This is a genomic window from Salinisphaera sp. T5B8, assembly GCF_040361255.1.
Taxonomy (GTDB): domain Bacteria; phylum Pseudomonadota; class Gammaproteobacteria; order Nevskiales; family Salinisphaeraceae; genus Salinisphaera.
The window spans coordinates 92,030-115,463 of record NZ_APNG01000007.1 but is presented as its reverse complement, the minus strand read 5'-3'; the positions used below and the strand labels follow the sequence as shown (position 1 = coordinate 115,463).

The 23,434-nt window shown below is 62.9% G+C and carries 19 protein-coding genes and 2 pseudogenes; 11 read left to right on the top strand and 10 right to left on the bottom strand.

Annotated elements, in window-relative coordinates:
* The first annotated feature begins 69 nt into the window (after positions 1-69).
* Together T5B8_RS08235 and argF are read left to right on the top strand one after the other, a co-directional pair.
* Positions 70-1,275: an acetylornithine transaminase gene (locus tag T5B8_RS08235; RefSeq protein ID WP_353177834.1), complete on the top strand. Its 1,206-nt coding sequence runs from the start codon at positions 70-72 to the stop codon at positions 1,273-1,275.
* 2 nt (positions 1,276-1,277) lie between these two features.
* Positions 1,278-2,174 (top strand): ornithine carbamoyltransferase, encoded by an 897-nt coding sequence (gene argF / locus T5B8_RS08230; protein WP_353177833.1) that lies wholly within the window; start codon positions 1,278-1,280, stop codon positions 2,172-2,174.
* A 313-nt stretch (positions 2,175-2,487) separates the two neighbouring features.
* Here argF and egtD read toward each other — a convergent pair whose 3' ends face one another.
* The gene (gene egtD / locus T5B8_RS08225; RefSeq protein ID WP_353177831.1) at positions 2,488-3,480 is read right to left on the bottom strand and encodes an L-histidine N(alpha)-methyltransferase; all 993 of its coding nucleotides are present in this window, start codon (positions 3,478-3,480) and stop codon (positions 2,488-2,490) included.
* Positions 3,481-3,576: 96 nt separating this feature from the next.
* Here egtD and T5B8_RS08220 point away from each other — a divergent pair, with 96 nt between their 5' ends.
* From T5B8_RS08220 to nadC, 3 genes are all read left to right on the top strand, one after another.
* A complete protein-coding gene (locus tag T5B8_RS08220; RefSeq protein ID WP_353177829.1) occupies positions 3,577-4,344 on the top strand; it encodes a class II glutamine amidotransferase in 768 nt (255 codons plus the stop codon).
* Positions 4,341-5,471 (top strand): SUMF1/EgtB/PvdO family nonheme iron enzyme, encoded by a 1,131-nt coding sequence (locus T5B8_RS08215; protein ID WP_353177827.1) that lies wholly within the window; start codon positions 4,341-4,343, stop codon positions 5,469-5,471. The genes T5B8_RS08220 and T5B8_RS08215 overlap by 4 nt, the downstream gene beginning before the upstream one ends.
* 71 nt (positions 5,472-5,542) lie before the next feature.
* The gene (gene nadC, locus T5B8_RS08210) at positions 5,543-6,412 is read left to right on the top strand and encodes a carboxylating nicotinate-nucleotide diphosphorylase (RefSeq protein ID WP_353177825.1); all 870 of its coding nucleotides are present in this window, start codon (positions 5,543-5,545) and stop codon (positions 6,410-6,412) included.
* Between the two features lie 107 nt (positions 6,413-6,519).
* On the opposite strand, the gene T5B8_RS08205 is transcribed toward nadC, so the two are convergent.
* Both T5B8_RS08205 and metC read right to left on the bottom strand, forming a co-directional pair.
* Positions 6,520-7,188, bottom strand: a complete 669-nt coding sequence (locus T5B8_RS08205) for a hypothetical protein (protein WP_353177823.1) — start codon at positions 7,186-7,188, stop codon at positions 6,520-6,522.
* Positions 7,189-7,244: 56 nt separating this feature from the next.
* Positions 7,245-8,408 (bottom strand): cystathionine beta-lyase, encoded by a 1,164-nt coding sequence (gene metC / locus T5B8_RS08200; protein ID WP_353177821.1) that lies wholly within the window; start codon positions 8,406-8,408, stop codon positions 7,245-7,247.
* 93 nt (positions 8,409-8,501) lie between these two features.
* Between metC and T5B8_RS08195 the strand changes: the two genes are divergently transcribed.
* The 4 genes and pseudogenes from T5B8_RS08195 (at position 8,502) to T5B8_RS08180 (ending at position 14,016) form a co-directional block, all read left to right on the top strand.
* The gene (locus T5B8_RS08195) at positions 8,502-9,293 is read left to right on the top strand and encodes a glycerophosphodiester phosphodiesterase (protein WP_353177819.1); all 792 of its coding nucleotides are present in this window, start codon (positions 8,502-8,504) and stop codon (positions 9,291-9,293) included.
* A gap of 424 nt (positions 9,294-9,717) precedes the next feature.
* Positions 9,718-10,299 (top strand): PDC sensor domain-containing protein, encoded by a 582-nt coding sequence (locus T5B8_RS08190; protein ID WP_353177817.1) that lies wholly within the window; start codon positions 9,718-9,720, stop codon positions 10,297-10,299.
* Positions 10,293-12,977, top strand: a complete 2,685-nt coding sequence (locus tag T5B8_RS08185) for a hybrid sensor histidine kinase/response regulator (protein ID WP_353177815.1) — start codon at positions 10,293-10,295, stop codon at positions 12,975-12,977. The genes T5B8_RS08190 and T5B8_RS08185 overlap by 7 nt, the downstream gene beginning before the upstream one ends.
* A 5-nt stretch (positions 12,978-12,982) precedes the next feature.
* Positions 12,983-14,016, top strand: a pseudogene (locus T5B8_RS08180) (response regulator).
* Here the strand turns inward: T5B8_RS08180 and T5B8_RS08175 are convergent.
* Positions 14,011-14,985 carry a glutathione S-transferase family protein gene (locus T5B8_RS08175; protein WP_353177813.1) on the bottom strand — a complete coding sequence of 325 codons (975 nt, stop codon included), beginning with the start codon at positions 14,983-14,985 and terminating at the stop codon, positions 14,011-14,013. The pseudogene T5B8_RS08180 and the gene T5B8_RS08175 sit on opposite strands and share 6 nt — an antisense overlap.
* A 3-nt stretch (positions 14,986-14,988) precedes the next feature.
* Positions 14,989-16,866 carry a signal peptide peptidase SppA gene (gene sppA, locus T5B8_RS08170; protein ID WP_353177811.1) on the bottom strand — a complete coding sequence of 626 codons (1,878 nt, stop codon included), beginning with the start codon at positions 16,864-16,866 and terminating at the stop codon, positions 14,989-14,991.
* 183 nt (positions 16,867-17,049) lie between these two features.
* Here sppA and trxB point away from each other — a divergent pair, with 183 nt between their 5' ends.
* A complete protein-coding gene (gene trxB, locus T5B8_RS08165; protein WP_353177809.1) occupies positions 17,050-18,075 on the top strand; it encodes a thioredoxin-disulfide reductase in 1,026 nt (341 codons plus the stop codon).
* A gap of 67 nt (positions 18,076-18,142) precedes the next feature.
* Entirely contained in the window at positions 18,143-18,664 is a 522-nt protein-coding gene (locus T5B8_RS08160; RefSeq protein WP_353177807.1) for a C40 family peptidase, read from the top strand.
* A 997-nt stretch (positions 18,665-19,661) separates the two neighbouring features.
* Here the strand turns inward: T5B8_RS08160 and rplS are convergent.
* From rplS to ffh, 5 genes and pseudogenes are all read right to left on the bottom strand, one after another.
* Complete coding sequence (gene rplS / locus T5B8_RS08155) at positions 19,662-20,009, bottom strand: 50S ribosomal protein L19 (protein WP_006914333.1); 348 nt, start codon at positions 20,007-20,009, stop codon at positions 19,662-19,664.
* A 110-nt stretch (positions 20,010-20,119) separates the two neighbouring features.
* A complete protein-coding gene (gene trmD, locus T5B8_RS08150; protein WP_353177805.1) occupies positions 20,120-20,890 on the bottom strand; it encodes a tRNA (guanosine(37)-N1)-methyltransferase TrmD in 771 nt (256 codons plus the stop codon).
* Positions 20,891-20,892: 2 nt separating this feature from the next.
* Positions 20,893-21,411 carry a ribosome maturation factor RimM gene (rimM, locus tag T5B8_RS08145; RefSeq protein ID WP_353177803.1) on the bottom strand — a complete coding sequence of 173 codons (519 nt, stop codon included), beginning with the start codon at positions 21,409-21,411 and terminating at the stop codon, positions 20,893-20,895.
* 174 nt (positions 21,412-21,585) lie between these two features.
* Positions 21,586-21,822, bottom strand: a pseudogene (rpsP, locus tag T5B8_RS08140) (30S ribosomal protein S16); the annotation flags it as partial.
* 157 nt (positions 21,823-21,979) lie between these two features.
* Positions 21,980-23,386, bottom strand: a complete 1,407-nt coding sequence (gene ffh / locus T5B8_RS08135) for a signal recognition particle protein (protein ID WP_353177801.1) — start codon at positions 23,384-23,386, stop codon at positions 21,980-21,982.
* Positions 23,387-23,434: the final 48 nt, after the last annotated feature.

Here is a 23,434-nt window from a genome sequence, read left to right as displayed (position 1 = left end):
TTCGTTTGGGGTATCGGTGTTGCGGCCACTGGGTTTCGGCCGTGTACAACCACTCCATCAGGACGCCTTATGGCCATTTCGCATCTGATTCCGACCTACAAGCGCCAGCCCATCGCATTCGAACGCGGCCAGGGCGCGTGGCTTTTCGATAGCGACGGCAAGCGCTATCTCGATGCCTTGTCGGGCATCGCGGTCAACACGCTCGGCCATGCCCATCCGGCCCTCGTCGAAGCCATCAACGACCAGGCCAGCCGACTGTTGCATACCTCGAATCTTTACGAGATCGAGGTACAGACCCGCCTGGCCGATCGCCTGTGCGAGCTGTCCGGCATGGACGCGGTGTTTTTCGGCAACAGCGGCAGTGAAGCCAACGAGGCCGCGATCAAGCTCGCCCGCCTGCATGGTCACAAGCGCGGCATCGACAAGCCCGTGGTCGTGGTCATGGAGAATTCGTTTCATGGCCGTACGCTCGCCGCACTCGCCGCGACCGGCAACGCCAGCGCACAGAAAGGCTTCGAGCCCATGCCGGAAGGCTTTGTGCGCGTACCCTATGGCAATATCGATGCGATCGCCGCACTCGAGGATGCCAATATCGCCGCCGTGCTGGTCGAACCGATCCAGGGCGAAGGCGGTGTTCGCGTGCCCCCGCCCGGCTTTCTGGCCGACGTGCGCAAACTCTGCGACGAACGCGACTGGCTGATGATGGTCGACGAGGTTCAGACCGGCGTCGGCCGCAGCGGGCACTGGTTCGCCCATCAGGCTGCCGGCATCACCCCCGACGTCATGGGCCTGGCCAAGGGGCTTGGCGGGGGCGTACCGATCGGTGCGTCGCTGGTGGCCGGCAAGGCCACGCCCCTGTTCGGGCCCGGCAGCCACGGTTCGACCTTCGGCGGTAACCCGCTGGCCTGTCGTGCCGCGCTGGCCGTGCTCGACACCATCGAAGCCGACGGCCTGCTCACCCATGTTCAGGCCATGGGCGATTCGATCCGCAGCCAGATCGAGGCGCGCGTGGATGGCCTCGACCATGTCAAGGATATCCGCGGCGCGGGGCTTATGATCGGCATCGAACTCGCCGAGCCCTGCGCCTATCTCGTGGACGCCGCGCGCGAACAGGGCATTCTGCTCAACGTGACGGCCTCCAATGTCATTCGCCTGTTGCCACCGCTGATCATCGGCCCCGCCGAAGTCGAGCGGCTGGTCGACGGCGTGTGCTATCTCATCGAAAGCATCGCTACGCCCGATGCGTCTTCAACCCGTTCCAACCAAGCAAACTGACCATGACCCTGCGCCATTTTCTCAGCCTGGACGACCTGGGCGCCGACGGCATTCGCCGTGTTATCGACAATGCCATCGCGCTCAAGCACAAGCCGCTGAAAAAGCAGCCTTTCGTGGGCCGCACACTGGGCATGCTCTTCGAAAAGGCCTCGACGCGCACACGGGTGTCGTTCGAGGCGGGCATGACCCAGCTGGGCGGCCATGCAATCTTCCTGTCGCCCGGCGATACCCAGATCGGGCGTGGCGAACCGGTCGAGGATACAGCGCGTGTGCTCTCGCGCATGGTCGATGTGGTGATGATTCGCAACCACTCGCACGATACGCTGGAACGCTTCGCGGCCTATTCCAGCGTGCCGGTGATCAATGGCCTGACCGATCGCTTTCATCCCTGTCAGCTACTCGCGGACCTGCAGACCTATCAGGAGCACCGCGGCGATATCGCGGGCAAGACCGTGGCCTGGATTGGTGACGGCAACAACATGTGCCACTCCTATATCCTGGCCGCGCGCCTGCTCGGCTTCGAGCTGCGTATCGCGACACCCGAAGGCTATGGCCCGAATGCACAGATCCTCAAGGCCAGCGGCGAACGCGTGGTGATCTGCGAAGACGCGCCCCAGGCGGCCGACGGCGCCGATCTGGTGGTCACCGATGTTTGGGCGAGCATGGGCGACGAGGACGACCGCGAAGTGCGGCTGGCCGATTTCGCCAACTTCCAAGTCAACAAGGCGTTGATGAGCTGGGCCAAGGACGACGCTCTGTTCATGCACTGTCTACCCGCGCATCGCGGCGAGGAAGTCAGCGCCGAGGTCATCGATGGGCCCAACAGCGTCGTGTGGGACGAGGCCGAAAACCGTCTGCATGCTCAGAAAGCCCTGCTGCTGGATCTGCTCAACGCCTGATACCCGGCAGAAAAACGCAGATTCAACGCAGATGATTCGCCTCTGGCGAGTGTAAAACCCGCCCTGACCGGTTACGACAGCTCACCATCGCAGCGCTGCGTCAATCTGCGCAATCCGTGGATGTCTTTTACAAAAAGACATCGATCCGCAGATTACGCCGATTGCGCAGGATTTTTGGGCCACGGGTCTCACCCGCCTCGCGCTTCGTGCGCGGCTTAGCTCACCCACAGCGCAGACGTCAGCGCACTGAAAGTCGTGGACGTCTGCAAAGCGCTTGAATCTGCGCACTGTCCGGGTCTGCGACCATCCCAGCTCAGGGCTTAGCCTTGCCGGCAAGCACCAGCGAATAGGCGCCGCCTTCGGCTTCGAAGTGGCGCTCGATGGTCAGCCCGGCGGTTTCGAACAGCGCGGCGAGCGTATCCGGGGTGAACTTGTGGCTGAATTCGGTGACGATTTCCTCGCCCGCCTCGATATCGATCGCCGTATCCAGGGCGGCCAGCGTGACCCGGTGGGCATGATCGGCCGCAAGCCGCATCTCGATACGAGCCATATCGCGATCGAACACCGCACGGTGGCTGTAATCCTGTACCGGAAAATCGGCATCAAGCTCGCGATTGAGCACGCGCAGCACGTTGCGGTTGAACTGGGCGGTCACGCCCTCGGCATCGTCGTAAGCGGCTTCCAGCGTGGCCGTATCCTTGACCCGATCGACACCGAGTAACAGCCGGTCGCCATCGCGCATGAGCGCTGCGATCTGTTCGAGCATCGCCGTGGCTGCCGGCGGTTCGAAGTTGCCGAGGGTGCCGCCCAGAAACACGATCAGACGCCGGCCGGCCTCGGGCAACGGCACGTTGGCCAAGCCGCCCGTGTAGTCGCCGATGAGCGCATGCACCGACAGCCAGGAGTAATCGGCGACCAGCTCGGCGCCGGCATCGAGCATCATCTGTGCGCTGACATCGAAAGGCCAATAGGTACAGCCCTGGCCCAGCGCGTCGCAGGCATCGAGCAAATGCCGCGTCTTGCGCGAACTGCCGCTGCCCAGTTCGAGCATATGATCGGGGGCAGCGTATTCGACGATTTCGCGCCCGTGCGCAGCCAGCAACGCCGCCTCGGTACGTGAGGGGTAATACTCGGGCGTCGCACAAATGGCTTCGAACAGCGCCGAGCCGCGATCGTCGTAGAAATACTTCGGCGACAACCAGCGCGGACGCGACAACAGCCCGGCGCGCACGTCGTCGGCGAGACTGGCCAGGGGGCGTTCGGGCGCGACATCGGTACTGGTCAGGCGGCGGCCAGACTGGGTCATGGTCATAAACGGGTCATCCGCACAGCGGATCGTTGGGCGTGTTGATTTCGCAAGGTTATCATCGGCCGGTAACCTTAATATTTCGGACTTGTACGGATGTGCCGAATCGCCGGCTATATCGGCCTGCAGCCGCTCGCGCTGCGCACCCTGATCTGCGACCCACCCCACGGCCTGGCGCATCAATCCTGGGCGGCCCGGGAAATGGTGAGTGCGACCGTCAACGCCGACGGCTGGGGCGCGGCGTGGCTCGACGCCGACCACCAGCCCGCGGCCTATCGGCAGGTGTTGCCGATCTGGGCGGATGCCAATCTCGACTCGCTGGGGCGCAGTCTTCGCTCGCCGCTATGGCTTGCCAACGTACGCAGTGCCACCGCCGGGCTGGGCACCGACTATGCCAACACCCAGCCGTTTTACGACGATGCATTGTTGTTCACGCACAACGGATTTATCGACCGCTTCGCGCACACGCTGCGCGCGCGTCTACGTGCCGAGGTCGCGCCCGAGATCGAAACCACGATCAACGGCAATACCGATTCGGAATATCTGTTCGCGCTGCTGCGCCAACAGACCGGCCCACTGGAAACACGCCTAGGTTCGGTGATCACGCAGGTGCGTGACTGGCTTGCCGACACGCCGCAGGTACGCGCGCTGCTGAACATGATCGTCAGTGACGGCCAGTGCATGGTGGCGGTACGCGCGGCAGTGAACGGCGACGCGCCCTCGTTATATTTTCATGCCGACTGGCATGGCGGCATCGCGATTGGCTCGGAAGCGTTCGACAACCACAGCGGCTGGACATGCGTAGAGTCTGATCAAATGATCATTGCCCAAGCCGGCCAGACGCCGCGGCGAGAATCCCTATGACTGCCAATCCGCCCTCTCGTATCGCACAGCTGCGACAAGCCAGCGTTGCCATGCTCGACGGCCTTACGCCCGCTCAACAGCGCTGCCAGAGCCACCCCGAACTCAGCCCCATGCTCTGGCATGTGGGCCATGTGCTGTTCATGGAAACCTACTGGCTGGCCGAGCGGGTATTCGGCGATGCCCGCATCACCGATGCATGGCGCGATCTCTATGTGCCCGAAATATCGGCCAAGGACGAACGCAGTGCCCGGCTGCCCGACGCCGACGCCCTGCGCGCGTGGGCGGCCGAGATTTCCGAACATAACGATACCTGCTGGCAGCGCGCCCGGGATATGGCGCATCCGCTGCTCGCCGACGGCTACCTCGCCGCCTTTTTACGCCAGCACTACGCCCAGCATCTGGAAACGATGCGCCTGGTGCGTGCCCAGCTGGGGCTGGCCGAATGCGACCCGGCCGCGATCGACATGCGCGCCGCCGCACCGGATACCGCCTTCACCCCGCTGGCTGCCCATGCCGTGGATATCGGCACCGCCAGCATCGATGCCTACGACAACGAGCAGCCCGTATTCACCGCCTATCCGCCGACGTTCGCGATCGCCGAGCGCTGCGTGAGCAACGCCCAGTGGCTGGGTTTCATCGAAGCCGGCGGTTACCAGAACGCCGACTGGTGGGACGCCGACGGCTGGGCCTGGCGTGAAGCGGCCGGCATCGCGCATCCACAGCATTGGCGAGCACTGACGAATGGCTGGTTCGTGTTCGCGCCGGGCAGTACGGATATCGCGAATGCGCCGGTGCACGGCATCGGCTGGTACGAAGCCCGTGCGTACGCCCGTTATGCCGGCGCGCGGCTACCGCGGGAAACCGAATGGGAAGCCGCACGCCGCGCCGGCGTGCTTACGGATGTCGAACAGGTGTGGGAATGGTGCGACGATGCGTTCTACCCTTACCCGGGCTTTCGCGCATTTCCCTACGACGGCTATTCCCTGCCGTGGTTCGATGGCGGCCATTTCGTGGCCCGCGGCGCGAGCGTGCACAGCGAACCGGAGATATGCCGGCCGGGCTTTCGCAATTTCTACCCGCCTACCCATCGTCATATCCACGCCGGGCTGCGTCTGGCGAGCACCTGAACGCAGCGCCGGCTCGGCCCGATCCTGGAATGGCATATACTGCGCGCCGGTATTCGCAGCCGAGATAAGCCATGTCGGAAAAAGACCTGACTCTGCCCGACGATATCGAAAGCGTCGTGAAAGCGGCGCTGGCCGAAGATATCGGCGACGGCGATCGTAACGCAGCCCTGGTCGACGAAGGCCTGGAAGCCCGCGCGCGAGTGATCGTACGCGAAAACGCAATTCTATCCGGCGCGGCCTGGTTCGAGCGCAGTTTCACGGCGCTCGACGAGCGGGTACAAATCGAGTGGCTGTCCAACGACGGCGAAAGAATCCACTCCAATACGCCGGTGTGCGAAATCCGCGGGCCGGTACGCGCGCTGCTCAGCGGTGAACGCACGGCACTGAATTTTCTGCAGCTGCTTTCGGGCGTGGCCAGTTCCACGTTCGAATTCGTGGAACGGGTCAAGGGCACGAACACCCAGATCATCGATACACGCAAGACCCTGCCGGGCCTGCGCAGCGCGCAGCGCTATGCAGTACGCTGCGGCGGCGGCGTGAACCACCGCTTCGGCCTGTTCGACGCCATCCTGATCAAGGAAAACCACATCATGGCCGCGGGTTCGATCGAAACCGCGGTCGAGCGCGCACGCGAAACCGCCGCCGGGCTGTTCGTCCAGGTGGAAATCGAAACGCTGGAAGAACTCGAACAGGCCCTGGAAGCCGGCTGCGACGGCGTGTTACTCGATAACCTGGCCAGTCACGTGCTCGCACGCGCGGTCAACATGGCCGATGCCCACCGGCGGCGCTTTCGCCGCGATATCGTCATCGAGGCCTCGGGCGATATCAATTTGCGCAATGTGCGTGAAGTCGCCGATACGGGCGTGGATCGTATTTCCATCGGTGGGCTGACCAAGCACCTGCGCGCCACCGATTTTTCCATGCGCATGCATACCGACTAGGGCGTTTCGTCATGAGATATGACGACACGCCCTAGACGCAGACGACCGGGATGGAGCACGCCATCCCGGCGTTCTAACGAAGTGCTTTACGCCGCCCGATCTTTCGATCAGAAGCGATAGTCCACGCCCAGCATCACCACCGGGTACAGCGGCAGCTTGTCCAGGTCGTCCTGGATATCGTCCTGTTCCTCTTCGACCGCGTCGCGGGCGATCGGATTCGCGCTCGAGGCGCCACTGAGCCGTACGTCGACATCGGGCTCGCCGAGATAGAACACGCCGATATCGGCACTAAAGCCCAACCCGCCTTCCGCGCCCGGCGACTTGCCCCAGCCGAAGCCGATATAGGGCGATACGGAATCGTAGCGCGCCGTCGCATCGAGGCGGTCGCCACGCACGAGCACGCTTTCGTTATCGCCCAGATCGCAGGCCAGCTGTTCGCAGGTCGCACTGCCGTCGATCTTATCGTCGTTGAGCATCACGCCGCCGGTCAGGCGAAACACCCCGCCGAAGGGGTGATAGTCCAGCAGCAACGCGCCGTGCAGCAGATCCACGTTGCCGCTGTATTCCAGATCGCTGCCGCCATCGGCCTCGAAATCCACATCGGCACTGATGCCGGCCACCATCGCACGCGTCTGGACACGCTCGGTCCACGCATAGGTGACCTGACCGCCCAGGCCGAGCGTGCCCGCCACCGCGCCCACGCTGAAATCGCTCGCCTGCGCACCGCACGCCATCACGCTCAGGCCGGCCGCCGCCAGCCACTGTTTGTTGTTCATCGAATCGCCCTCGATATGCGCGCCGCCGGCGGCGACGCTTCTTTAGGCGATATCGGCTAGCCGCGCAGCCTCTTTAAACCCGCGGCCAGATCCTCGACGAGATCGTCCACGTCTTCGAGCCCGGCATGAATACGCAGCGTCGGGCCGGCCGCCGCCCACTGGGTGGCACTACGGCTGCGCTCGGGATTGACCGCCAGGATCAGGCTTTCATAGCCGCCCCAGGAAAAGCCCATGCCGAACAGCGCGAGATGATCGAGCATCGCCGCCAGTCGTTCGCGGGCCACCGGATGCAGCACGATAGAAAACAAACCACTCGCGCCACTGAAATCGCGTGTGAACAGTTCGTGCTGCGGATGATCAGCCCGCGCCGGATGCAGCACGCGCGCGACCTCGGGCTGTGCGGCTAGCCAGTCCGCAAGCGCGAGCGCGTTGGCCTGATGCACGGGCAGGCGCTGGCCGAGCGTGCGCAGGCCCCGCAAGCCAAGATAGATATCGTCCGGGCCGGCGCAGTAGCCCATGCCCGCCGCGGCTTTGCGCACCGTCATGTAGTGGGCTTCGTTGCAGTTGATCACACCCAGCATCGCATCGGCATGGCCAACCAGATATTTGGTCGCCGCATGAATGGAGATATCCACGCCGTGTTCGAGGGCATTGAAATACAAGGGCGTGGCCCAGGTGTTGTCGGCCATGACCGTCACACCGTGGCGATGGGCCACATCGGCCAATGCCGGCACGTCACTGATTTCGAAAGTCAGCGAACCCGGCGCTTCGAGAAATACCACGCGCGTCTGTGCGCCGATCCGCGACTCGAGCTCAGCCGCGGATATCGTCGGGTCGAAATATTCGGTCGTCACACCCAGACGCGCGAGCAGACCATCGCAGAGCTTGCGCGTCGGCCCGTACACGTTATCGGTCACCAGAAAATGCGCGCCCTGGCTCGCCTGGCTCATCAAGGCGACGGTGATCGCCGCCAGCCCGGAACAGGTCGTGACCGCGCCAAAGGCGCCTTCCATCTGGGCAACCGCGGCTTCGAAGGCAAACTGGACGGGCGTGCCGTTGCGCCCGTAGTACACACCTTCGAACGGGTTCGCCGCGGCGCGCTCGAGCGCATCCAGCGATTCGAACAATACCGTCGACGCGTGATAGACGGGCGGATTGACCATGCCCTGCTGGGCCGCCGGATCACGTCCGGCATGAACGAGTCGGGTCGCGTTTTTCATGCAGCACTCAAGGTTTGTGGTCGTCGATACAACGCAGTCACCGTCACTGGCTCTATACTCGCGCCAATACTCGGGCCCGGATCGCCGCCTGCTGTGAATCGACATCTCGAAGCCATATTGTCCCATACCGCCGAAGCCGTGCTGGCACGCCTGCCGCATTCGCGCCCCGATGACGCCGCCCTGGCTCACGCGCGGGTCGTTTCCCACCGCGGCGAGCGCGACGGCCGACGCGTGCGCGAGAACACCTTTGCCGCGTTCGATCCGGCCGTCGCGGCGGGCGTAGCCGGCATCGAGTTCGACATACGCTATACCCGCGACGACGAACCGGTGGTCGTCCACGATGCCGATTTGAAACGCGTATTCGGCTTCGCCGATATCGTTGCCGATACGCCGTGGCAGACACTACGCCGGCGCGTGCCGGAACTACCCCACCTGCAGAGTTTGCTCGAGCGCTATCACGCACGCGCGCATCTGATGATCGAAATCAAGACCCGGGGCACGCCGCGTGCCGAACAGCGCCTTGTCGATCTGCTGGGCGGGCTGACCCCGTCTCGCGATTTTCATGTCCTGGCGCTGGATACACAGCTGTTCGAGGCCGTATCGGACTTGCCTGGCCACGCGCGCCTGCCGGTGGCCAAGTTCAATCTGAGCGCGCTACACGACTGGGCTATTAACAACGACTGCGCTGGCCTGGCCGGACCGTTTGCACTGTTGCGTTCGCGTCATATCGACACGCTCCAGCATCGCGGCGCGTGGGTCGGCAGCGGCTTCGTTCGGACGCCGGCCATGTGCCTGCGCGAAATCGCGCGCGGCGTGAACTGGGTGTTTTCCAATAACGCCGTGCGCATACAACAAGGCCTCGATCGCGCACGCGAACGCCGCTGAAGCGCTCTCCCGCACCCGGGCGCGCCCCCGCGCGAGCGGCCAATACGGCACTTGAGCCTGTACTCGGTTGCTCGACCGAAGCTTTCCTGGCACGCCGCTACGGGAAAGATTTTGACAATGTTTCGTGACCCGATCGCTTTTTGCTGGTTCATGAATTAATTGGCGTGGCGTAACCGTAGTTTTACGGATAGAAACCTTCGTTATTGAAAGCAGCCAATAGATCGCTTCAGGAATCCATCTCCTCGATTCCCTGAATGTCCCGTAACGAGCGGATTCAAGACAGCAATACGGTGCGCTTTTCCGACCAAAGTCGTTTGACGAACGCCCTAACCTTGTGGTGATACTCAACACCTAATCGTTTTCGAAAAATGTCGCCAAGTGCGCCATCGGGAACGATCTTATTGAGCGGCGGGGGGATATCAACGTGAAATCGCCGATTGCGATTTTTCTCGTGCTGTTACTTTTCTTTGCAGTACTGATCGGCGGCGCCGGCTATATCTATGCCGAAAGCCGAATGAACGCGGTAGTCGATGAACTGGTGAACCAACAAGGCGAAGCGCTTTCGACGAGTTCGGAGCGTCTGGCCGAACGTTTACGTGACGCGCTCGGCGATATTCTGCTTCTGCGCGAGCAGATGCGTATCGCCGAAGTCTTCAGCGCCGACTCGAGCTCGCGTCGCGAACGCGTCGCGCGATATTTCGCGGCCTATATCCAGACCAACCGCAGCGTCGATCAGGTCCGCTGGATCGACCAGCGCGGCATGGAATCGATCCGCGTCGATACCAATGGCCGAGTCCCCATCCGCCGCAGCGAAGACGCACTGCAGGATAAATCGCGCCGCGACTATATAAAACGTACGAGCCAACTGGGTGGCGACGATATCTACGTCTCGCCGATGAACCTGAACATCGAAAACGGGCAAATCGAAGTACCGTACAAACCCGTCATGCGCTTTGCGCTGCCGCTGCGCGACCCCGATGGCCGCCTCAGGGGGCGCTGGTGGTGAACTTCCTGGGCGAGCGCTGGCTGGATGCGTTCCATGCCTCGCACCTTACCGGCAGCGGCGAGCTGATGCTCGCCAACTATAAGGGCTACTGGCTGATCGGCCCCGAACCGCAGGACGAATGGGGGTTTGAACTGGGCCACGCCGCCAAGCTCCAAAAAACGTATCCCAATGTCTGGCGCACGGTGCACACCCAACCCAGCGGCAGCATGCTCACTGCCGATGGATTATGGTCGTGGCGCACAATCGATCCGCTGGCCGAGGTTCGAGCAACCGCCGCGGAACTACGTAATAACAGCGACGTGAAAGTAGTCGGGCGCAGCGATTATCTATGGCATGCTCTGGCCTACCTGCCCCGGGCGCGTTTCGCCGCGATCCAGCAGGACATCATCTGGAAACAGGCCGCACCGGTTATGGTTGCCGCCTTTGTACTCGCACTGCTCATTGCATGGTCGGTCGCGCGTTCTCAGGCCACCATCGCCCGCCTGAACAGGCAACTGGGCAGCCGTGCCCGCACGGCGGAATCAGCCAACAGCGCCAAGACGGCGTTCGTGGCCAATATGAGCCACGAAATCCGTACGCCGATGAACGCGATCGCCGGCCTGAGCCATCTGATCGAGCGCCATGCGCCGACCCAGAACATGCGCCAGCTCGCGCTCAAGATGAAGCGTGCAACCGGCTCGCTACAGAACCTGATCAACGACATCCTCGACTTCTCCAAGATCGAGGCCGGTCGTATCGAACTCGAGCACGAGCGTTTCTATCTCGCCGACCTGCTGGACAACATCGCCACCATCATGGCTCTCAACCTGGGCGACAAGCCGCTGGAACTGGCGATCACGCCGCCCAATCCCAGTGTCGACCCGTTGCGTGGCGACGGACTGCGTCTGGAGCAGATACTGATCAACCTCGCCAGCAACGCCATCAAGTTCACCGACGAAGGCTTCGTCGATGTACGCATCACGCCGCTGGAAATCGAAGACGACCACACCCGACTGCGATTCGCCGTGCGCGACAGCGGAATTGGTATCCCGGCCGACAAGCAGGCCGAAATCTTTGCCGAGTTCACCCAAGCCGACACGTCGACGACCCGCCGCTTCGGCGGCACCGGCCTGGGGCTGGCGATTTCGCGCCGACTGGTCGAGTTGATGGGCGGATCGCTACGACTCGAAAGCGCGCCCGGTCAGGGTAGCGAGTTCTGGTTCGAACTCGTGCTCGACCGCGATCCGGCGCCGGCGGGATTGGGCGCGAACGAATTGGACGTAATGATCGTCGACGATAACGAACTCGCCCTGGAAGCGCTGTCCCATACTGTCGGAAGCATTGGTTTTTCATGCCAGACTTTCAAAACCGGGGCCGCCGTGCTGGCGCATTTGCAAGCCGCGCGCAACGATTCCCCCAGGCGCCGCCGCGCGATTCTGCTCGATTGGCAGATGCCGGACATGGACGGCATCGCCGTACTCAAGACGTTGCGTGAACGCTATCCGGCCGATGATCCCAATCGGCCGATCGTGATCATGATCACGGCCGCCTCGCGCGCCGACCTGATCGCCGAGCCGGCGAGCGATCTCGCCGACGCGGTGTTGGCAAAGCCCGTGACACCGTCCTCGCTGCACGATGCACTGGCGCCGAGTCTCAGCGGCGCCGGCAAAACACAGGCCAGAAGCGATGAGGGACAAAGCCTGGACGGCGTGCGCGTACTCATTGTCGACGACAGTGATATCAACCGTGAAGTGGCCCAGCGCCTGCTCGTCGAAGAAGGCGCGCGGGTCTGGCTCGCCGAAGACGGCCGCGAGGCCGTGGATTGGGTCAGCGCGCATATTGGCGAGGCCGACGTGGTACTCATGGATATACAGATGCCGAATATGGACGGTGTCGAGGCCACCCGGCGAATCCATGCACTCGACGGCTGCCAGGATTTGCCGATCGTGGCGCTAACCGCCGACGCCTTGCTTGCGCGCAGCAGCGATGCCCCGCGGGCCCGGTTCGCCGAATACCTGCCCAAGCCGCTCGATCCGGCCCAGCTGTTTCGGGTACTCCAGCGCCTGACCCGGGCCGAGATGCCCGAAACGAGCGCGGCCCAGGCGCCAACGGCCGAGGCTCTACCCGGCCTGGATATCGCCCGTGGGCTGGCCACCTGGCGTGACACGGCCGTCTATCGACAGTATCTGTTGCGCTTTCTACGTGAACACGGCGAGGCCGCACGCGAGCTTCAACAGGCCGCCGATATTACCGAGGTACGAGCGCGCGCGCACAGGCTCAAGGGCGTCGCCGCCAATCTGGCGCTCGTGGAGGTCGCCGACGCGGCCGGACGCATCGAATCCGGGGCCGCCAAGGACCAGCATGTGCGCACGCGACATCTGCGCGCGCTCGCACGGGCCTTGCGACAGGCGCGTCGCTCGATAGAACGGTATGCGCACACGTCAGCAAACAGCGCCCCCCAACCGGCGCCTGCGGATTCGAGTGAGTCTCTGGCGAGCCTGTTGCAGCAGGCGCATAGCGCGTTCGATACCGATGATCCGGATGCGGTGGAACCGATCATTCAACGCTTGCGCATGCATCTGTCGCCCGAGCGGCTGGCACCGCTGACCGCGGCGCTGGAAGCATTCGACTTCGACGGCGGGCGACAACGCACCGCCGAACTCGCGCACGAACTCGGCATTTCGATCGACGACAACTAACGCTTATGCAGCCGATTCTCATTGTCGACGACGAACCGGAAAACCTGGCCGCCCTGCGTCAGATTCTGGCGGGCGAACGCCGGCTGGTGTTCGCGCGCAGCGGCGAGAACGCCCTTGCCGCGGCTCGCAAACACAGCCCGGCGCTCATCCTGCTCGATATCCAGATGCCGGATCTGAACGGCTACGAAGTCTGCCGGCGTCTGAAAAGCGACGCCGACACCGCCGCGATTCCGGTGATCTTCGTCACCAGCATGGCCGATATCGGCAACGAGGCCGAAGGCTTCGCCGCCGGTGCGGTGGACTACATCGTCAAGCCGGTATCGGCGCCGATCGTGCGCGCACGCGTACGTACACATCTATCATTAGTACAGGCCACGCGACTCGATCAAAGCTATCGCGACGCGCTCAACATGCTCGGCCACGCCGGGCATTACAACGATACCGACACCGGCGTGCATATCTGGCGCATGGCCTAACCGAACTGGCTCGCGCCTATGGCTTGAGCACGGAACAGGTGCATCTGATCGAACTCGCCGCGCCGCTGCACGACACCGGCAAGATCGGCATCCCCGACACGATCCTGCGCAAGCCCGGCAAGCTCGACGCCGAGGAATGGCGGATCATGCAGACCCATACGCGTATCGGTCACGACATCCTCGCGAAAAGCCGCGCGCCCGGCTTTAAAATGGCCGCCGAAATCGCGCTGCATCACCACGAAAAATGGGATGGCAACGGCTATCCGGACGGCCTGGCAGGCGAACAGATCTCGATACCGGCACGCTTGACCGCGATCGCCGACGTATTCGACGCGCTGACGACAACGCGTCCCTACAAGGCGGCCTGGCCGGTCGAACGCGCCCGCGACACCATGCTCGGCGAAGCCGGGCGGCATTTCGACCCAGAGATGATCGCGCTATTCGACTCGATCTTCGAGCGCATTCTCGACATCAAGGCCGAATGCGACGCCTGGGAAGCCACCGGCGATAGCGGCTTCGCCGAAAACATGCCCTTCGTACCGCTTTCGGATCTGGACCTATGACGCAGCCGCGGTCGCGGCACGGCCGTGCGGGGCATACAGATCCAGCTCCGGGCCGACCGGCACGATCCCGGTGGGGTTGATCGTGGGATGGCTGCGGTAATAGTGCTGCTTGATATGGTCGAAGTTGGTGGTCTCGGCGATGCCGGGCACCTGATAGAGTTCGCGTAGATAGCCGGACAGGTTCGGGTAGTCGGCGATGCGGCGCAGATTGCATTTGAAGTGGCCGACATAAACCGCATCAAAGCGCACCAGCGTCACGAACAGACGCCAGTCGGCCTCGGTGATCCGGCTGCCTGCGAGATAGCGCTGCTCGGCCAGGCGTGCATCGAGCCAGTCGAGCGTGGCAAAGAGCTTTTCGAAGGCCTGCTCGTAGGCCTGCTGGGTGGTGGCAAAACCGGCCTTGTACACGCCGTTGTTCACGTCGTGGTAGACCCGCTCGTTGACGGCATCGATTTCGCTGCGCAACTCACTCGGGTAGTAATCGCGCTCGGGGTGCTCGGCCACGGCGTCGAAAGCGCTGTTGAACATGCGCACGATATCCGCCGACTCGTTGGAGACGATGGTTTCGTGCTGACGATCCCACAGCGTGGGCGTGGTCACGCGTCCGGTATAGCTGCTGGCAGCTTTCTGATACAGCTCGAACAGATGATCCAGGCCGTAGAGCGGATCGGCAATCGTGCCCGGGGCATCGGAGAAGCTCCATCCCCACTCGCCCATGTACGGGTCCACGATGGATACGCCGATCGCGCCTTCCAGGCCCTTGAGCTTGCGCAGGATCAGGGTGCGGTGCGCCCAGGGGCAGGCCAGCGACACATACAGATGATAGCGTCCGGCTTCGGCGGTAAAGCGCGAATCCGGATCGGCACTCACCCAGTCACGGAAACCGGCCGATTCGCGAACGAACTTGCCGCCGGTGGATTCGGTGTCGTACCACTGGTTCTTCCACTGGCCTTCGACGAGTAATCCCATGCTTCACTCCACACGTTTTTGAGGTAGCGAGACCTGTGATGCGGGCGGTGCACCGTTGTCGATCGCACAGAAACAATGCGCATACAGATGCCGCGGGTCGTTGAGTCCCGTACGCAGCCAATCGAGTGCCGATGCATCGGTGACCTTGGACAGCCACGCTGGCACGACGGCGGATTGCACGTTCGAACTCAGAAATTCCCGGATCGCCGCACGCCAGTCCGAAGGCGGCTGCATGGGCTGCAACGTATAGTCCCCGGCTCCCAGGCCGGCGAGTTTGGCGGTGGCCTGTTCGGCGTCGAGATAGCCACCCAGTTTGTCGACCAGGCCGATGCGCTCGGCGTCAATGCCGCTCCAGACCCGGCCCTGGGCGATCTTGCGCACCGCCTCGGGCTGCATGTCGCGCGCTTGCGCGACCCGCGAGACGAACTCATCGTAACCGTGCTCCACACCGGCCTGCAGCATTGCCTTGACCGGCTCGGACAGCGGCTGATCGAGACGCAGCGCGCCGGACAAGGACGTGGTGCCAATGCCGTCGGTATGGATGCCCAGATCGTTGAGCGGTTTGGCAAAGGTCGGCACGATGCCGAAGATGCCAATCGAGCCGGTGATCGTGGCCGGCTCGGCCCAGATCTGATCGGCGTTCATGGAAATCCAGTAGCCACCGGACGCGGCCATCCCGGCCATGGAAACCACCACCGGCTTGCCGGCCTCGCGGGTGAGCTGTACTTCGCGGCGGATCTGCTCGGAGGCGGTCACCGAGCCGCCGGGCGAATTCACGCGCAGCAACAGCGCCGCGACATGATCGTCGCGCCGTGCATCGGCAATCAAACGTGCCACGGTATCGCCGCCGGCCGAACCCGGTACGCTTTCGCCGTCGACGATTGCGCCTTCCACGACCACCACCGCGATCCGGCTTTCGGTCGCCGGTTTCGACTCGTCGGCATCGGTCGCGCCCAGATAATCCACATAGTGAATCTGGCGAAAGCTGCCGTGGGTATTGTCCACGCCCACCTGTTCGCTGACCTGGGCACGTATATCCGCTAGCGGCGCCACCGTGTCGACCAGACCGGCATCGCGCGCCACGGCCGCGGCATCCCCGCCGGCACTGACCAGCGCATCGGCATAGGTCTCGGTATAGCGGTCGATATCCTCGGCGGCGAAATCGCGATCGGCACTGACCTCGTCGCGATAGGTCTGCCAGAGCGAATTCATCCAGGCCTGGTTGGCCGCGCGGGCCTGCGGCGACATGTCGTTGCGGGTATAAGGCTCGACATAGGACTTGTATTCGCCCACCCGGAACACATTGACCTCGATACCGAGCTTGTCGATGGCGTCCTTGTAGTAGTTGCGATACACGCCGTAGCCGGGGAGCAACACATAGCCCAGCGGGTCCAGGTAGATCGTATCGGCATGGCTGGCCAATGCGTACTGGGCCTGATTGTAGGCCGGCGACCAGGCATAGACCGGCTTGCCGGAACGCTTGAAGCGATCGATCGCGGCGATCAGATCCTGTAACTGACCGGGTTGGGCGCTCACCAGTTCGTCGAGCTTCAAGAATGCCAGCTTGATACGGCTATCGGCGGCCGCGCGATCCAGCGATTCGATCAGATCGCGCACCACCGATTGCGGCTGCGGCTGCGAAACCGCCGCACCGAGCAACGAACCCACGCCGTGATTGCGCTGCTCGACCAGCTCGCCGCTGGGCGTCCAGACCAGGGCCGTATCCTGCTCCACGGTGACATTCGGGGTACTGAAAAACGCGAAATACACGCCCACCGGTACGAGCACCAGGGTCACGATCAACAGCAGTGCATAAAACAGCAGGATCGTGCGCCAGATACCACGAAAAAGACGACGAATGAGCGAGGGTTTCTTGGCCACGACAACTCCGTAGGATCAACGCGGGACCCGAGGACGGGCCGGTCGATAGACAAGCGTGATGGATGCAAACGCGTGCGACGCGTGGCAGTGTAGCCGCTCGCACTGCCCTTCGCGACTTGAATTCGGCGTCGCGACACCGCATGAACACGCATCTAGATCGCTAATTCTGCGCCAGGATCAACCATGAGCAAAGACGACAGCAAACCCGTCATCCACCACCGGCTGATCATTCTCGGTTCCGGGCCTGCCGGCTATACCGCTGCGGTCTATGCCGCGCGCGCCAATCTCAAGCCCGTGCTGCTGACCGGCATGGAACAGGGTGGCCAGCTCATGACCACCACCGATGTGGACAACTGGCCCGGCGATGTCGAAGGCCTGCAGGGCCCGGGGCTGATGCAGCGCATGGAAGAACACGCCAAGCGCTTCGATACCGAGATCGTGTTCGACCATATCCACACCACCGACCTGTCGAAGCCGCCCTACCGGCTGGAAGGCGATCGTGGCATCTATACCTGCGACGCACTGATCATCGCTACCGGCGCGACCGCCCGTTACCTGGGTCTGGAATCGGAAACCGCGTTCATGGGCAAGGGCATTTCCGCCTGCGCAACCTGCGATGGCTTTTTCTATCGCAACAAGAACGTCGCAGTGATCGGCGGCGGCAATACCGCGCTCGAAGAAGCCCTGTATCTGTCCAATATCGCCGCCCATGTCACGGTCGTGCATCGGCGCGACAAGTTCCGCGGCGAAAAGATTCTGGCCGACAAACTCTTCGACAAGGTCGCCAACGGCAATGTCTCGATCGTCTGGGATCACGAGCTCGATGAAGTGCTCGGCGACGAAATGGGCGTGACCGGCGGGCGGATCAAACACCGCGAAACTGGCGAGACGCAACAGCTCGATGTCGATGGTATCTTCATCGCCATCGGCCACAAGCCCAATACCGATATCTTCGAAGGCCAGCTGGATATGGCCGGCGGCTATATCAAGGTCCAGAGCGGCACACAGGGCAATGCCACGGCCACCAGCAAACCCGGCGTATTCGCGGCCGGCGACGTGATGGATCATGTCTATCGACAGGCCATTACCTCGGCGGGCACCGGCTGCATGGCCGCACTCGATGCCGAAAAATATCTCGACGCGCTCAGCGAAGACGACAACGCCCGCGAAGCCCATCTGGAAAGCCAGGTCGCGCACCGCGAGGTATGAGCCATCGTATCGGCCACGATGCGTACCGGCTGGTCGGGCGGGTCGTGGTTGAGGCATGATGAAGGCCATGACAGCTTCGATTCGCATGGCGACTGCGTTACGCGCCTACTGCCCGATCCTCGTAGTGGCGCTGCTACTGGCCCTGGCGGGCTGCAGCAGCGCGCCGCGCGGTAGCGAGCAGGATATCCCGCCCACCACCGCGACACGTACGGCAGTGGCCGATGCCGCCCTGCAGATGCTCGGCAGTCCCTATCAGGCTGGTGCGGCAGGCCCACAAGCCTATGACGACAGCGGCCTGGTCTATGCGGCCTATCGCAGCGTGGGTGCGGCCCTGCCCCGCGATCTTCAGGCCCAGCTGGATACGGGCAAACCCATCGAACTGGTCGAAGCTCAGCCGGCCGACCTGCTGTTCTACCGGGTCGAGGATAGTCAGGGCGGCGACCGGCTGGTCGTCGGCCTGTATACCCAGGCCGGCGAGATGCTCATGGCCAATCCCGGTTTTGGTGGAAGTAGCGGCGTGGCGCTATTCGATACCGACGACGACTTCTGGCAACAACGCCTGGTCGGCGTGGTCCGCCAGCTGCCCTGACGACAGCGCTTTTAAACCCGCGCTTGATTATCGGCCAGGTTCAGCATCCTGCCTGAACATGAGCTCACCCGGCCAGCGGCCGACTTGTATTTTCGCGTTCATTGGCTAACGACCTGCTTGCTTGAGAACCAGCGACGTTTCGCCCGTATGCAAGAAGCGATTTATCCGCAGATTAGGCCGATTACGCAGATGTGTTGATTTCGGCGTGATGGGAGATCGACCGCATCGGCGCCTTGGCTTGGGTGGCACTCGCGGTAAGGCACAGTCCGCAGATCGACGCAGATCACGCAGATCGAAGAACGGAAACCGTGATCGGTCGCTGTCGCGTCGCAGAGCTGCCGCGCTTTTTCATCTGTGTAATCTGCGGTTGCTCTTGAAGAACAAAGCCATCAGACGGTCGACTACCGCAATTCGCGCACAGCCGCGCCCGGCCTGCAATTATCTTTAGCGTGCTGCACGCCGGGTTCTGTAAAACCATTTATCCGCAGATTACGGCGATTACGCAGATATATTGATTTCGCCGTGATGGGCGATCGACCGCAGCGGCGCTTTGGCTTGGGTGGCACTCGCGGTAAGGCACAGTCCGCAGATCGACGCGGATCACGCAGATCGAAGAACGGAAACCGTGATCGGTCGCTGTCGCATCGCGCAGGTGCCGCGCGCTCATCTGTGTAATCTGCGCAATCTGTGGTTGCGCTTGAAGAACGAAGCCACCACGCGGTCGATTACCGAACTGCGCACACGTCGTCCGGCGTCTGCGGGGGGTTTAGCGTGCTGCGTGCGCACCAGCCCGGTCGGCCTTGGCGCAAGCCGTCTTTGCCTTATTCGCGTGGCTTCGCGTTCATTGGCGAACCACCTGCTGGCTTGCGTTCAGCCAGCGGCGTGTCATACCGAATCGCGCAACCGATTAATCGCCGCCCAATACAAAAACGGCGCCTCTCGGGCGCCGTTTTCTTTGCGGCCATGCATCAGGCTGCATGGCGGCCGGGAAAAGCGTTTACAGCTTTTCCTTGATACGGGCCGACTTGCCGCTGCGCTCGCGCAGGTAGTAGAGCTTGGCGCGACGCACGTCGCCACGACGCAGCACCTTGATTTCGGCCACGTTCGGCGAAAAGGTCTGGAACACACGCTCCACGCCTTCGCCATGCGATACCTTGCGTACCGTGAAGGCCGAATTCAGGCCACGGTTGCGCTTGGCAATGACGATGCCTTCGAAGGCCTGCAGACGTTCGCGCTCGCCTTCCTTCACGCGCACCTGCACGACCACCATATCGCCGGCCGAGAAATCCGGAATATTCTTGCCGCTCTGCTGCTCGGCTTCCAGTTCGTCGATGATGTTGCTCATGGTCAGTCTCTAGTAGCGTTCTTGAAGGCCACGGGGGCGTTGAAAGACGCGGCAGTATACCGGAACTCGTCGCGTTTTTCGCCACCCGTGGCGAGGTTTTTCGTCAATTTCTAGTCGTATGACCCGTCCGCGGGCCCGGATACATCCGCCTGCTCGGCGATATACGCCTCCAGCAGCGCTTTTTGTTCGTCGCTGAGCGTGCAGCGCGCGAGCAGATCGGGGCGCCGTCGCCAGGTCGCGCCCAGGGCCTGTTTTTCACGCCAGCGCGCGATCCGGGCATGATCACCGCCGAGCAGCACCTCGGGCACGTCCCGGCCGGCAAATGTCGGCGGCCGCGTGTAATGCGGATGATCCAGCAGCCCGTTCATGAACGAATCCTGGGTGGCCGAGCGACTATCGCCGAGCACGCCGGACAACAGCCGCGCCACCGCGTCGATGATCATCATCGCCGGCAGTTCACCGCCGGAGAGCACGACATCCCCCACCGACAGTTCCATATCCACATAGGCATCGACAAAACGCTGGTCGATGCCTTCATAACGCCCGCAAACGAGCACGAACCCCGAGCCTTCGGCCAACTGCTGTGCCCGTGCCTGATCGAAAGGCGCACCCTGCGGCGAAGGCATGATCACCGGTACGCTGTCGTTGCGTGCAGCGCGCACGCGTTCGAGCGTCGCCGCCAGCGGTGGGGCCTGCATGACCATGCCCGGGCCGCCGCCATAGGGGCGATCGTCGACCCGGCCGCTGGCGTTATCGGCCGCCTCGCGCGGATTCCAGCAGGCCAGTTCCAGGCGTGATTCGCGCAGCCCGCGCCCGACCACACCGAACTGTTCGAGCTGGCTGACCCATTCCGGGAACAGCGTAACGACGTCGATACGCACGTCTAGAAGTCGGGGTCCCAGTCGGCAACGATCCGCCCCGCTTCGAGATCGACCTCGTCGATGATTTCGCCGACCACGAACGGCACGAGGCGCTCGCGATCGCCCTTGAGCACGAGTACATCGTTGGCGCCGGTTTCCATCATCGCTTTCACGCGGCCCAGCGGCGCGCCGTCACGATTGACCACATCCAGGCCGATCAAATCGAACCAGTAGTATTCGTCGTCATCGGGCTCGGGCAACTGATCGCGTTCGACCGCGATCTGCAGATCGATGAGTTCGGCGGCGGCATCCCGATCGGGCAAGGGCGCGCCGTCGCTGGCCAGCTGGGCCACGAGTGTCTTGCCCTGCTCGCGTGCGTCCAGAACGCGAAAAGGCCGCCAGGTATCGTCCTGGCGGCCTATCAGCCACGTATCGTATTCGAACAGATTAACGGCCGGGCGGGTGTAGGAATAAACCTTGACCCAACCCTTGACGCCGAAAAGCCCGCTTACATGGCCAAGAACGACCGGTCGATCCGCCATGCCAGCAGGCGCGCGCTGTTATTCCGTGGCGCCGGCCTGGCTTTCGTCGGCCTGCGGGGCGGCATCGGCGGACTGATCGCCCGTCGCGCCGGCCGGCACGGTCTGATTCGGGGCTTCCTTGGCCTTGCTCACCGGCGGCGCGGCACGGGCCGGAGCCTGACCTTCGCCATGACGGTTGAAGCTCTTGACCAGGTTGGTCACACGCTCGGAAAGCTGTGCACCATGGCCCTTCCAGTATTCGATCCGCTCGATATCGAGACGCAGCGGCACTTCGCCACCGATCGCGACCGGGTTGAAGAAACCCAGGCGTTCGATATAGCGCCCGTCGCGCCCGTTGCGCATGTCGGTCACTACGATGTGATAGAAGGGACGCTTCTTAGCGCCACCGCGCTGCAGCCGAATTTTGACCATAGCTGTTTGTATGCCGTTGATATGAATGAACGGTGTCACAGAGCGCGACCGAAATCGTCGCTTGCGCCCGTACAAAGATCGCGCATTGTACGCCAATCACTGAAAAAGGAAAGCACCGATACGGCAATTCGACCGAACCGGTGCAAGCCGGTGCGCGCTAACGCCCCATGCCCGGCGGCAGACTGCCGCCACCACCCATGCCGGGCGGCATGCCACCACCGCCGCCGCCCATGCCCTGCATGGCACGCATCATCTTCTTCATGCCGCCGCCCTTGAACTTCTTCATCATCTTGCGCATTTGCAGATGCTGTTTGAGCAAGCGGTTGATGTCCTGTACCTGCGTGCCCGAGCCGTTGGCGATGCGGCGCTTGCGCGAGGCCTTGATCACGTCGGGAAAGGCACGCTCCTGGGCGGTCATGGAGTCGACGATGGCCAGCATGCGCTTGACCTGGGTATCGTCGGCGGCCGCGGCCATGCCCTTGGGCATCTGCGCCCCACCCGGCAGTTTTTCCATGAGCGCGCCGAGGCCGCCCATTTCCTGCATCTGACGCAGCTGGTCGGCCAGATCGTTGAGATCGAAGCCCTTGCCCTTCTGGAGCTTCTTGGCGAGTTTTTCGGCCTTCTGGCGATCGACCTTCTGCTCGGCTTCCTCGACCAGCGACAGCACGTCGCCCATACCGAGAATGCGCGAGGCCACACGGTCCGGATGAAACGGCTCGAGCGCTTCGAGCTTTTCGCCCACGCCCAGGAACTTGATCGGCTTGCCGGTGATCTGGCGTACCGACAGTGCGGCACCACCACGGGCGTCACCATCGACCTTGGTAAGCACCACGCCGGTCAGCGGCAGCGCGTCGCCGAAGGCCTTGGCCGTGTTGGCGGCGTCCTGGCCGGTCATGGCATCGACCACGAACAGCGTTTCAGCGGGCTTGAGCGCGTCGTTGAGGCCACTGATCTCGGCCATCATCTTGTCGTCGATACCCAGCCGGCCGGCGGTATCCACGATCAGCACGTCGTAAAAGCCCTTGCGTGCCGCCTCCATCGCCGATTGCGCGATCTTGATCGGCTTGTCGCTCGACTGGCTCGGATGAAAATCCACGCCCACATCGCTTGCGACCCGCGCGAGTTGATCGATGGCCGCCGGGCGATACACGTCGGTGGAGACAACCAGCACGGACTTTTTCTCGCGCTGCTTGAGATAGCGCGCGAGCTTGCCGGTGGAGGTGGTCTTGCCGGCGCCCTGAAGGCCGGCCATGAGGACCACCGCCGGCGGTTTGACGCGCAGGTCGAGACTTTCGTTGGCCTCGCCGAGCAGCGACGTGAGCTCGTCCTTGACGATCTTGATGAGCGCCTGGCCGGGCGTGAGGCTGGTCATCACCTCGTTGCCCACCGCGCGGGCCCGAATATCGTCGACGAACTGCTTGACCACCGGCAGCGCCACGTCGGCCTCGAGCAACGCCATGCGTACTTCACGCAGGGTGGCCTTAATGTTGTCTTCGGTCAGCCGGCCGCGGCCGCGGATGGTCTGAAAACTGCGATTGAGCCGATCACTCAGACTGTCGAACATGCACGCGCTCGATCGATGGAACCATGAAGGCGCCCAGTATAACGTCGC